The 11,974-nt window shown below is 62.0% G+C and carries 12 protein-coding genes; 8 read left to right on the plus strand and 4 right to left on the minus strand.

All coding sequences use genetic code 11. The features are described from left to right. Positions 1-42: 42 nt before the first annotated feature. From GM676_RS28520 to GM676_RS28545, 6 genes are all read left to right on the plus strand, one after another. Complete coding sequence (locus tag GM676_RS28520) at positions 43-1,590, plus strand: 2-isopropylmalate synthase (RefSeq protein ID WP_155467759.1); 1,548 nt, start codon at positions 43-45, stop codon at positions 1,588-1,590. Then, positions 1,587-2,510, plus strand: a complete 924-nt coding sequence (locus GM676_RS28525; protein WP_155467761.1) for a sugar kinase — start codon at positions 1,587-1,589, stop codon at positions 2,508-2,510. Before GM676_RS28520 ends, GM676_RS28525 begins: the two co-directional genes overlap by 4 nt. 69 nt (positions 2,511-2,579) lie before the next feature. Next, on the plus strand, positions 2,580-2,888 hold the full coding sequence (locus tag GM676_RS28530; RefSeq protein WP_155467763.1) for an NIPSNAP family protein: 309 nt from the start codon (positions 2,580-2,582) through the stop codon (positions 2,886-2,888). Continuing rightward, on the plus strand, positions 2,885-3,775 hold the full coding sequence (locus GM676_RS28535) for an alpha/beta hydrolase (RefSeq protein WP_155467765.1): 891 nt from the start codon (positions 2,885-2,887) through the stop codon (positions 3,773-3,775). The genes GM676_RS28530 and GM676_RS28535 overlap by 4 nt, the downstream gene beginning before the upstream one ends. After that, positions 3,772-4,125 carry an antibiotic biosynthesis monooxygenase family protein gene (locus tag GM676_RS28540; protein WP_155467767.1) on the plus strand — a complete coding sequence of 118 codons (354 nt, stop codon included), beginning with the start codon at positions 3,772-3,774 and terminating at the stop codon, positions 4,123-4,125. Before GM676_RS28535 ends, GM676_RS28540 begins: the two co-directional genes overlap by 4 nt. Further along, the gene (locus tag GM676_RS28545; protein ID WP_371866401.1) at positions 4,122-4,802 is read left to right on the plus strand and encodes an ArsR/SmtB family transcription factor; all 681 of its coding nucleotides are present in this window, start codon (positions 4,122-4,124) and stop codon (positions 4,800-4,802) included. The genes GM676_RS28540 and GM676_RS28545 overlap by 4 nt, the downstream gene beginning before the upstream one ends. On the opposite strand, the gene GM676_RS28550 is transcribed toward GM676_RS28545, so the two are convergent. From GM676_RS28550 to bamE, 3 genes are all read right to left on the minus strand, one after another. Next, positions 4,786-5,580, minus strand: a complete 795-nt coding sequence (locus GM676_RS28550) for a hypothetical protein (protein WP_155467769.1) — start codon at positions 5,578-5,580, stop codon at positions 4,786-4,788. The genes GM676_RS28545 and GM676_RS28550 overlap by 17 nt on opposite strands. Before the next feature lie 96 nt (positions 5,581-5,676). Further along, a complete protein-coding gene (locus GM676_RS28555; RefSeq protein ID WP_155467771.1) occupies positions 5,677-7,017 on the minus strand; it encodes an MFS transporter in 1,341 nt (446 codons plus the stop codon). A gap of 91 nt (positions 7,018-7,108) precedes the next feature. Then, entirely contained in the window at positions 7,109-7,594 is a 486-nt protein-coding gene (gene bamE / locus GM676_RS28560; RefSeq protein ID WP_155467773.1) for an outer membrane protein assembly factor BamE domain-containing protein, read from the minus strand. Positions 7,595-7,731: 137 nt separating this feature from the next. Here bamE and rpsO point away from each other — a divergent pair, with 137 nt between their 5' ends. Both rpsO and pnp read left to right on the plus strand, forming a co-directional pair. Then, positions 7,732-8,001 (plus strand): 30S ribosomal protein S15, encoded by a 270-nt coding sequence (gene rpsO / locus GM676_RS28565; RefSeq protein ID WP_155467775.1) that lies wholly within the window; start codon positions 7,732-7,734, stop codon positions 7,999-8,001. A gap of 194 nt (positions 8,002-8,195) precedes the next feature. Continuing rightward, positions 8,196-10,325 (plus strand): polyribonucleotide nucleotidyltransferase, encoded by a 2,130-nt coding sequence (gene pnp / locus GM676_RS28570; protein WP_155467777.1) that lies wholly within the window; start codon positions 8,196-8,198, stop codon positions 10,323-10,325. A 70-nt stretch (positions 10,326-10,395) separates the two neighbouring features. Here pnp and GM676_RS28575 read toward each other — a convergent pair whose 3' ends face one another. Next, a complete protein-coding gene (locus tag GM676_RS28575) occupies positions 10,396-11,460 on the minus strand; it encodes a glycoside hydrolase family 62 protein (RefSeq protein ID WP_211923310.1) in 1,065 nt (354 codons plus the stop codon). Between the last annotated feature and the right edge of the window lie 514 nt (positions 11,461-11,974).

The following is an 11,974-nucleotide window of genomic DNA, read 5'->3' on the forward strand; positions in this document are numbered from 1 at the left end:
ACCGATAGGGCGGCAGGCCCTGGGCAGATTCAAGGAGCAATCATGAGTAACTCATCCAACCGCCTGATCATCTTCGACACCACGCTGCGCGACGGCGAGCAATCGCCGGGCGCCTCGATGACCAAGGACGAGAAGGTCCGCATCGCCAAACAGCTGGAGCGCCTGCGGGTGGATGTCATCGAGGCTGGCTTTGCGGCTGCATCGCCCGGCGATTTCGAATCGATCAAGGCCATCGCTTCGGCGGTGCGCGAGTCCACCATCTGCTCGCTGTCGCGCGCCAATGACCGCGACATCGCCCGTGCCGCCGAAGCGCTGCTGCCGGCCGAGCGCAAACGCATCCACACCTTCATCGCCACCTCCAAGCTGCACATGGAGGCCAAGCTGCGCATGCTGCCGGAGCAGGTGCTGGAGCAGGCCCGCAACGCGGTGCGCTTCGCCCGCCAGCACACGGACGATATCGAATTCAGTCCGGAAGACGGCAGCCGCTCGGATGAGGATTTCCTGTGTCGCGTGCTGGAAGGCGTGATCGCCGAAGGCGCTACCACCATCAACTTCCCGGACACCGTGGGCTATGCCGTGCCGGAACTGTTCGGCGAAACCATCCGCCGCCTGCGCGAGCGCATTCCGAATTCCGACAAGGCCGTGTGGTCGGTGCACTGCCATAACGATCTTGGCCTGGCGGTCGCCAACTCGCTGGCCGGCGTGGTGATCGGCGGCGCGCGCCAAATCGAGTGCACCATCAATGGCCTTGGCGAGCGCGCTGGTAACACGGCGCTGGAAGAGGTGGTGATGGCGCTGCGTACGCGCGGCGGCTACTACAATCTCGAATGCGGCATCGACACCACGCAGATCGTGGCGGCGTCCAAGATGGTGTCGCAGATTACCGGCTTTGCGGTGCAGCCGAACAAGGCGGTGGTGGGCGCGAACGCGTTTGCCCACGCATCGGGCATCCATCAGGATGGCATGCTGAAGTCGCGCGAGACTTACGAGATCATGCGCGCCGAAGACGTGGGCTGGACCGCGACCAAGATCGTGCTGGGCAAGCTGTCCGGCCGCAACGCCTTCAAGCAGCGATTGCAGGAGCTGGGCATCGATCTGGAATCGGAGGCCGAGGTCAACGCGGCCTTTGCCCGCTTCAAGGAACTGGCCGACCGCAAGGCCGATATTTTTGACGAGGACATTCTGGCGCTGGTGTCGGACGAGCAGCAGTCGCAGGAGAGCGAGTTCTATCGCTTCGTCTCGCTGGAGCAGCGCTCGGCCAGCGGCGAGACGCCGACGGCGAAAATCGTGTTCCATGTCGACGGTGAAGAACACGTCAGCGAAGGACGCGGCGATGGACCGGTCGATGCGACCGTCAACGCCATCGAGGGCGAGGTAGGCAGCGGCGCGGAGCTGGTGCTGTTCTCGGTGAACGCCATCAGCACCGGCACCCAGTCGCAAGGCGAGGTGACGATGCGCTTGTCGAAAGAAGGCCGCATCGTCAATGGCGTGGGCGCGGACCCGGACATTATCGTGGCGTCGGCCAAGGCCTATCTGTCGGCGCTGAACAAACTGCATTCCAAGATTGAACGGGTAAATCCACAACCATGAGTAAAGAGTTTGATGTTGTAGCGCTGGGTGAAGCGATGGTGGAGTTCAACCAGGCCCTAGCCAGCGAGCCTTTGTACCGTCAGGGTTTCGGCGGCGACACCTCCAACGCGGTGATTGCCGCCAGCCGGCAGGGCGCGCGTACCGCGTACCTGAGCCGCGTGGGTGAAGATCATTTCGGCCGCATGCTGCTGGACTTGTGGCAGGCGGAAGGTGTGAATGTCAGCGGCGTGGCGCGCGATGCGCAGGCGCCGACTGGTTTGTACTTCGTGAATCACGGCCCGACAGGGCACGCGTTCAGCTATCTGCGCGCGGGTTCTGCGGCCAGCCGCATGCTGCCGCAGACCATGGACCTGAGCGCGGCGCAGCGCACGCGCTGGTTCCATGTGTCGGGCATTTCGCAGGCCATTTCCGCCAACGCCTGCGACACCGTATTCGCGGCGATTGACGCGGCGCGCGCGGCTGGTGCACAGGTCAGCTACGACCCGAACTTGCGCCTGTCGCTGTGGCCACTGGCACGCGCCCGCGCCACCATCTGTGCGACGATCGCGCTGACCGATCTGTTCCTGCCCAGCCTTGACGAAGCGGTCACGCTGGCCGGCACTGACGATGTGAAGGCGATCTTCGCATGGGCACGCGCGCAAGGCGCACGTGCGGTCGTGCTGAAGGCCGGTCCTTCCGGCGCATGGTACGCGGAGCAGGGCGCGGAGCCGCAACTGGCCGCATCGCGCGCAGTGCAAGCGGTGGACGCCACCGGCGCCGGCGACTGCTTCGACGGCTCGCTGCTGGCGCGCCTGGCTGCCGGCGACACGTTGGCCGACGCGGTGCGCTATGCGAATGCCAGCGCCGGCTTGTCGACGCTGGGCCATGGCGCGGTGGCGCCGATTCCGACGGCGGCGCAAGTGCGGGCGGCGTTGGGCTGATACTTCGGTCCACGCCTAAGCATTCCGGCAGACCGATAGCTATCCTGATGTTTTCAACAGGAGGCTTACATGGCTGTCACTTGCTTTATCCGCTACGAGATCGATCCCTTCCAGCGCGACGCGTTCCGTCGATATGCCGAGAACTGGCACCGCATCATCCCGCGTCTGGGTGGACGGCTGCTAGGCTACTTCCTGCCGCTGGAAGGCACCAACTACGAAGCGTGGGGACTGGTAGGCTTCGACTCGCTGGCCGAGTACGAATCCTACCGCGCGCGCCTGCGGGGGGACAGCGAGGCGAAAGATAACTTCGCCTTCGCACAGCAGCAGCGCTTCATCCTGCGCGAAGAACGCACCTTCCTGTCGGCGGTGGCGCCTTGATCCGCCTGCAAGCCGCCGGCCAGCCGACGCTGGCCTTGTACCACCAGCCAGCACAGGCCGATCTTGCGGATGTGATCTACGTTCACGGATCGACTTTTGGCGCGGAGTTGTCGGTGCTGTGGCAACTGGACGGGCGTTCGTGGGCGGATGCATTGTGCGATGCCGGGTTCAATGTGTGGGCTTTCGATTTTGCCGGCTATGGCGCTTCCGATCGTTATTCGCCAGACGCTACGCAACCGGCAGGCGATATGGCACAGGTGCTGCCGCAATTGCAGCGCGTTGTGGCGGCGGTGCGCGCGCGCAATCGTGGCCGGCGCGTCGTTTTGCTGGCACATTCATGGGGCGGCACGGTGGCCCTGAACTACGCGTCTGTGCATGCCGACGACTTGATGTCGCTGGTGTTGTTCGCGCCGATTCTCGCACGCGCACCGAGTGGCGAGCCGCCGACTGCCGCGCCAGTTCCACCGTATCTGCTGCTGAGTGCCTGGGCGCAGTATCGCCGCTTCATTGAAGACGTGCCATCAGGCGCCGCGCAGCCGCTCTCGGAGGCGCACTTCGAGGCATGGAGCAAAGCATTTCTAGCCACCGATCCCGAAGCATGCGAGCGTATTCCGCCCGCTGTGCTTTCGCCAGCGGGGCCGCAGTCTGATGTGCGCGCGTTGCGCAACGGCCGGACTTTCGGCGGAGGATGCGATGTGCCGACCTTGCTGCTACGCGGCGAATGGGATCGCGCTTGCGATGCGGCGGATATGAACCGGTTGCAGGCTTTGCTTGCGAACGCCACGCAGGTCACCATTCCCGGCGCGACGCACCTGATGCACCTGGAGGTGTCGCGCGGCCTGCTTTACAATGCCGTCAACGCGTTTTTATCGAGGGGCGTGACATGATTGCCGTGATCTTTGAAGTGATGCCGAGCGCCGACGGACGGGCTGAATATCTGGAGCGCGCCGCGCAACTAGGGCCGATGCTGGTCAATGTGGACGGTTTCATTTCGGTGGAGCGCTTCACCAGCATCACGACACCGGGCAAGATACTGTCGCTGTCATTCTGGCGCGATGAGCAGGCGGTGCAGGCGTGGCGCCGGCAGGAAGAGCATCGCGCCGCGCAGCGGGCAGGGCGCGGTGGCGTGTTTGACGACTATCGCCTGCGCGTCGCCTCCATCATCCGCGACTACGGCATGAACGACCGCGCCCAAGCTCCTGCCGACGCGCTCCCCAAGCCGCCGGGTGCATCGTGACAGCGGCGCAGCCGCGTTTTGCGCGTGTGGCGGCGGCGATCGGCGATCCGACGCGGGCGCTGATGTTGTCGCGCCTTCTTGATGGCCGCTTCTACACGGCCACCGAGCTCGCGCAGCACGCCGGCGTCTCGGCGCCCACGGCATCGCAGCATCTCAAGCTGCTGGTCGACGAAAGCCTGGCCCGCGTGCGCGCGCAAGGCCGTCATCGCTATTACATGCTCGCGGATGGCAACGTCGCCCACGCACTGGAAGCCCTGCTGCGCGTGGCCGACGGCGCGCTGCCTGAAACCACGCGCTGGAAAGCCCCGTCCATGAGCAGTCTGCGCCACGCCCGCAGCTGCTACGGCCACCTGGCCGGCGTGCTGGGCGTAGACCTGTGCCGCTGCTTCATCAACAACGGCTGGGTGCAAGGCGATGCGCACGAATTCGCACTCACCGCATCCGGCGCACAGCGCGTGCAAGAACTGGGCGTCACGCTGCACGAAGCCCCGCGCCAACTATACGGTTGCGTCGACTGGTCCGAACGCCGCGACCATTTCGCCGGGCCACTGGCCGTCGCGCTACTGGACAATTTCATTGAGCGCGGCTGGCTCCATCGCGGTGACGACACGCGCGCACTGACGGTGTCGGCCAATGGCAAGCGGGGGCTGTCAGCGCTATTTAAAAGCGGAACTTGACGTAAGCCGCCGGGCCGCTCAGGCGCACGTTGAGATCAGTGTCATCACGATCGCGCGTCAGGCTGATTTTGCTGGTGCTGTATTCGGCCACCACCCCCACTGCTGGCGTTGGATACCACTCCACGCCGATCGCGCCACCATAAATGTGGCCATGGATCTTGCCGCCGTTTTTCCTGATGCCCGAGGCATCCGCATACACGCGCACATTGTCCGACACCGCATGACGCCAGCCCAGTTCCACCAACGGCGCATACGCATGCTCGCTCTCCGAATAGGCCGCGTTGCCAGCCACGCCATTCAACACACCGCTGGCCGTGCCATCCAGCCGCGCACGATAATAAGCCGCACCGACGCCTATGCCGAAGACATCCTTGCCGCTGCCCATCCACCATTTATAGGCGAGGTTGGCCAGATCGAGTTTGAGCTTGGCATCCAGCTTGCCGTTGCCGGTCAGTGGCAGGCCATTGAGGTTGGTGCTGCCGCTCAAGGTAGGACTGTAGGTTTTATCGTAGCGGTAGTAGTCGAAGTCCAGACCCTGCGTGTCGCCCAGCAGCAGCTGTGCCTTCACACGCGGCAGCGTGACGTGGTCGGTCTTATAGGTGCCGGTGTCGATGCGGCCGTAGTTGGTTTCGCCTTCGTAATTGATGCGTGGCTCGGTGTAGAACGCGCCCAGCGAAACACTGGCGCGGTCCAGCGGCGCCGCCGGTTCGGCCGATGCGAGCGAACTGGCGGCCCCCAGCGCAAGCGCGGCGGCGATGGAAATGGCGTGACGGGACATGAGGACTCCTTAGGTTGCAATGTTGATGAAAAGATCATAGCAACCGCAACCTTCCTTCACCGTCGGCGCACGCCCGCCATGCGCGTGGGACTGCTCCTACTTCGATTCCTGAATGCGCAGCGACAGCAGCGCCGCCAGCAGCATCGACACACCGCCCAGCATCAGCATCATCACCGCGTCGCCGTGGAAGACCTGCGTCAGCAGCAGGCCAAGACAGGCGCCCGACACCACCTGCGGAATCACAATCGACATATTGAACATGCCCATGTACATGCCCATTTTCCTGGCCGGAACCTTGCCGGCCAAAATCGCATATGGCATCGATAGGGTACTGGCCCACGCCAGCCCGATGCCCACGAACGGCAACAGCAGCCAGCCCGGCGCGCTGACGAAGTAAATCGACAGGAAGCTCAAGCCGCCCACCAACATCGCGATCGCGTGCGCGGTGCGGCGGCTGGTGCGGCGCGCGATCAACGGCAGCACGAAGGCAAACGCAATCGACGCCGCGTTATAGACCGCGCCACATACGCCCCACCAACTGGCGCCATCGTTGTACAGCGCGGAGCTGGTGTCTGTGGCGTGATAGATGTGCTGCGTAACGGTGGCCGTGCCATAAGTCCACATCGAGAACCAGGTGAACCACGTGAAGAACTGCACGGCCGACAGCTGCACCATAATCTTCGGCATGTTGAGATAGTCATGCACGAAGCCGCGCAAGCCGGTGGACGCGGTGGCGGTTTGCTCCGGCTCCGGATGATAAGCGCGCATCTGCTCCGGCGTGTATTCCCTGGTGCGAATCACGGTCCACAGCACCGCGCCCAGATACACCGCGCCGCCGATGTAAAACGAGTACACCACCGAATCCGGCGTCTGGCCCGGCGCGGCGGTATTGGCGATGCTGAACCAGTGTTGCAGCACCCAGGGCAGGGCGGACGCCGCCACCGCGCCCACGCCGATGAAGAACGTCTGCACCGCATAACCGGTGGTCAGCTGCTCCTTGGGCAGCATATCGCCGACGAAGGCACGGAACGGCTCCATCGAGATATTGATCGCCACGTCCAGCAACAGCAGCATGGCCGCCGCCATCCATAGCACCGAGGCATTCGGCATGCCGAACATGCCCAGCGTGGCGAGGATGGCGCCGATCAGGAAGTAGGGGCGGCGCCGGCCGAAGCGGCCCCATGTGCGGTCGCTCATGTAGCCGAGGATAGGCTGAACCAGCAGGCCAGCCAGCGGCGCGGCCGTCATCAGGTAGCCGATCTTGTCCAGCTCGGCGCCCATGGTTTCAAAGATGCGCGGCACATTGCTCTGTTGGAGCGCGAAGCCGGCCTGGATGCCGAGAAAGCCGAAGCTCATATTCCAGATCGCCCAGAACGACAGCCGGGGCTTGCGGACAGGCCCGTGGTCGGGCGCGGCCGCTTGTACTTTTGCGTGCATGTGTGGTCTCCATCTATTTTTATTAGCTTATTATCTACCGAAAAGTAGCTGAGCTACAAAATAGATGGGATATTTTTGTATTTTGGCTACATCATCGGCGCCGCACTTCGCGCTCCTCGTCCGGGCCGTTGACCATGGCTTGCACCACGCCCTGGCGGTCGAACTCCACCGACATCATGGAATTCCACACGTCCTGCTCCTTGTAGCGGTACAGCCAGACATCGCCGTCCACGCTGGCATAGTGCGTGACTTGAGTGGGGCGGCCAAAGATACGCAGGATGGTTTCCTTGGTGTCCTTGCCCGGCTTCACGGTGGCGAACTTGGCGCTGGTCAGCACTTGTTCATAGGAGCGCAGGCGGCCGTCAGGCCCAAGGCGCGCCATCCAGGTGTACTGGCCGAACGGGCCGTAGGCATATTCCAGCAAAGTATCGGCGCCATCCGCGTAGACATTGGTGGGCTGGCCGAGCCGGGTCAGCACGGCCTCGCGGCTGTCGCCGGGCTGGGGCGGCGGGCGGCCGAACTGGGCGCAGCCGCCCAGCGACAGCGCTAAAATGGCGCACATCAGCGCTTTTCTCATGATTTCCTCCCGAAAAAAGAGACACGCGGGACGTTTTTCCGCTATACTTCCGGGTCTGGTCTTTCCGACCGGGTTTTATTGTAAATCACGGTGAGCAGGGTTACGACTCCGCGCACCGCATGTTAAAGGTAAATATCATGACCGTAGAAAACATCAACAAAGCAGCGATCATCGCTGACAACGCCCGTGGCCAAAAAGATACCGGCTCCCCAGAAGTGCAAGTTGCTCTGCTGACCGCCCGTATCAACGAACTGAACGCCCACTTCAAAGAGCACACCAAGGATCACCACTCGCGTCGTGGTCTGATCAAGATGGTTAACCGTCGTAAATCCCTGCTGTCCTACCTGAAGGACAAGGATGCGACCCGTTACCGCGACCTGATCGCTAAACTGGGCCTGCGTAAGTAATTTTTGCGCCGTCCGGCTTAAAACAGAATGCCTGCGCCAGTTTGCTGTCGCGGGCATTTTGTCTTTCTGAGCATTAAAAAATTGCTAAGTAGAATGTAGTTGTAACGTTGTAGTAAAGGTGGCCGCCTTGGCTGCCTGTGGTGAGGTGAACGACAGCTCCTGAAAATCTGTCGGCAAATAGAAAGGGATTACCCATGTTTAATAAAGTTACGAAAACCTTCCAGTACGGTCAACACACCGTCACGCTGGAAACTGGCGAGATCGCTCGTCAGGCCTCCGGCGCGGTGATGGTGTCGATTGAAGACACCGTCGTGCTGGCCACCGTGGTGGCGCGTAAAGACGCGAAACCAGGCCAGGACTTCTTCCCACTGACCGTCGACTACCTGGAGAAAACCTACGCCGCGGGCAAGATCCCTGGCGGTTTCTTCAAGCGTGAAGGTCGTCCTTCGGAAAAAGAAACGCTGACATCCCGCCTGATCGACCGTCCTATCCGTCCTCTGTTCCCAGAGGGCTACATGAACGAAGTGCAAGTGATTGTGCACGTTCTGTCGGTCAATCCGGAAATCGATCCAGACATCGCTTCGATGATCGGTGCTTCGGCCGCGCTGTGCGTGTCGGGCGTGCCGTTCAATGGTCCTATCGGCGCCGCCCGCGTGGGTTACGCCAACGGCCAGTACATCCTGAACCCGACCGTTGAACAACTGAAGACCTCGCAGATGGATCTGGTGGTCGCCGGTACCGAAACCGCCGTGCTGATGGTGGAATCGGAAGCGCAGCAGCTGTCGGAAGAAATCATGCTGGGCGCCGTGGTCTTTGGCCACACCCAGATGAAGGCCGTGATCGACGCGATCCACGACCTGGTGCGCGATGGCGGCAAGCCTGAGCAAGTCTGGACCGCCCCGGCCAAGAACGAAGCCCTGATCGGCCGCGTGGCCCACTTCGGCGAAGCCAAGCTGCGCGACGCTTATCAGACCCGCGACAAGCAAGCCCGTACCGAAAAACTGCGTGCCGCCTCGGCTGAAATCATCGCCGATCTGGGCGCGGAAGCCGCCGCTGCCGGCGCCGCCGCACCTGACTCGGTTGAAGTCGGCAACATCCTGTTCGAGATGGAATCGAAAATCGTCCGTTCGCAGATCCTGGACGGCGAGCCACGCATCGACGGCCGCGACACCCGCACCGTGCGTCCGATCTCGATCCGCACCTCGGTGCTGCCGCGTACCCACGGTTCGGCCCTGTTCACCCGTGGCGAAACCCAGGCCCTGGTCGTAGCGACCCTGGGCACCGCCCGCGATTCGCAGAAGATCGACGCGCTGATGGGCGAGTACACCGACGACTTCATGCTGCACTACAACATGCCACCGTTCGCCACCGGCGAAACCGGCCGCGTCGGTACGCCGAAGCGCCGCGAAGTGGGCCACGGCCGTCTGGCCAAGCGCGCACTGGTCGCGGCCCTGCCGTCGCCGGACGAGTTCAGCTACTCCGTGCGTCTGGTGTCGGAAATCACCGAATCGAACGGTTCGTCGTCGATGGCCTCGGTCTGCGGCGGCTGCCTGGCGCTGATGGATGCCGGCGTGCCGATGAAAGAGCACGTGGCCGGTATCGCCATGGGCCTGATCAAGGAAGGCGGCAAGTTCGCCGTGCTGTCCGACATCCTGGGTGACGAAGACCACCTGGGCGACATGGACTTCAAGGTCGCCGGTACCCGCAACGGTATCACCGCCTTGCAGATGGACATCAAGATCCAGGGCATCACCAAGGAAATCATGCAAGTGGCGCTGGCGCAAGCCAAGGAAGGCCGCGAGCACATCCTGGGCGAAATGCAGAAAGCCGTGCCGAGCGTGAAGACCGAACTGTCGGACTTCGCACCACGCCTGATCACCATCAAGATCAATCCGGAGAAGATCCGTGACGTGATCGGCAAAGGCGGCGCCGTGATCCGCGCCCTGACCGAAGAGACCGGCACCCAGATCGACATCAGCGACGAAGGCGTGGTCACCATCGCCTCCGTGGACGCCGCTGCCGGCCAGGAAGCCAAGCGCCGCATCGAAGAACTGACCGCGTCGGTTGAAGTAGGCAAGTCCTACGACGGCACCGTGCTCAAGCTGCTGGACTTCGGCGCCATCGTTCAGGTCATGCCAGGCAAAGACGGCCTGCTGCACATCTCGCAGATCGCCAACGAGCGTGTGAACGCCGTGGCCGATTATCTGAAAGAAGGCCAGCAAGTGCGCGTCAAGGTTCTGGAAACCGACGACCGCGGCCGCCTGAAACTGTCGATGAAAGCCGCCGCGGAAGAAGCTGCCGCCGCTGCCGCCAACGCGCAGTAATCGCCAGGTAGTCCGCTGAAAAGCCCCCGCCAGCCTGAGCGTGCTCAGTGCCGGCGGGGGCTTTTTGGTTTCATGGCGTGGCGCCGGGCTGGCGGCAAAGCGCGCTCACCGGATTGTCGCCCTGCGCCGTGATCAGGCCCAGGCGATACGGGAGTTTGATGTAATCGTCCACGCGCACCGCCGGGTCATTGCCCTGGTACAGATATTCCAGCGGCCGGCAGGGATCGATGGTCATGGTTTGATCTGTATTCGTCCGTACCATTTCACCGTGCGATATATCTTGCGACCACGCCTGCTTGACGTTATCGCGGCTGGCGAAAGCGTTCATGGAAGCCGGGGAGAACGGCTCCCATTTTCCCTCCAGACTGTCGCTCTTCCAGATCCGGAAGTAGCGCCCCTTCGGTGACACGGCCTCCACCAGCGTGACGTAGGTATGGGTGCCCGCGATCCGGTAGGTATTGCTTGCCTCGAACAGGTCCTCCGTCTTTTCCGTCATGACAGCGACCGTATTATGGAAGCCATGCGGGAACTGGCGGAGGTCGGTTTCGGACCGCAGCAGGCGCCCGTGGTCATCGGTATTGAACAGATAGCATTTCTGATCATCGCAGATCACCCAGAAATCCAGCCAGCCGTGACCTTGCGGTTGTTTGACGATGTCAGGGGCCGCAGAAAAGAATGGCTTGGGAGCGCTCCAGGACTTGGGATCAGCGATATCGTTCGAGGTGGAATAGAGCGGATCGCCGCCTTGATAAACCAGATACCAGGTTTTTTGCGGAGCAAAATAAAACACTTGGGGGGCCGCGCGATAACCCGGCCCCATCGGGGATTTGTCCAGCGGCACGATGGTCGCGGATGACGCGTCCGACCACTTCTCAAAGCTTGTGTACGCGAGTCCCCAACCAGCAGAGCCGGCGGTCGTCATGAACACATGATATTTGCCGTTCACGTAGACGATCGAAGGGTCTTTCACGCCATAGATGGTCTGGCCTGGAACGGGTTGCGGCGAGATGAGCGGCGCGCTCGATGTCCAGTTAAATGCTGCGTGCGTGGTGTCGTTGGCGGTCGCGTTGATGCTGCCACATCCTGCCAGGGCAGACATCATGGTTGCCCCGAGAATGCATTTTCTGACTTTCATGAATGTTCCCCGTTTATTGTGCAGATTGGCGTCCGAGGGATTCGGGTCTTGCCCAACCGGCTGCGAGGCATTCTGCGGTGGGACCGCGTCGCACAGCAATTACAAAAATAATCAAAACGCCAAATGAAATTGAGCACTCAGTCAATCGGGCGGGCGCGACGCTTGATCAGAAGTTGCATATGTCCGTGCGAAGTAAGTACCATGTGGTGGAGAAGCTGGCCATTGCCGCACAGGCTGAAGGAAAAAGTATCAATGCCATGGCTCAAGAGGCCCTTCAAGAGCGAGTCGCCTCATGAAAAGCGGCTAACTCAACATTCCAGCAGACGCCTTGGCTGATTTCTTATAGTGCCATATCCAACCGGCAGTCAACTGGGCTGCCTCCACGCTGTGAATCGCCCCGGGTTTGAAGGAGGCTCCAACATTTGAGAAAATGGAGCCACCATGAAAAAATCAGTCCGATATTCCCCCGAAGTGATGGAGCGCGCCGTGCGCATGGTCCAGGAGGCCGGCAGCG

The organism is Duganella radicis, from assembly GCF_009720825.1.
Lineage (GTDB): Bacteria > Pseudomonadota > Gammaproteobacteria > Burkholderiales > Burkholderiaceae_D > Rugamonas > Rugamonas radicis.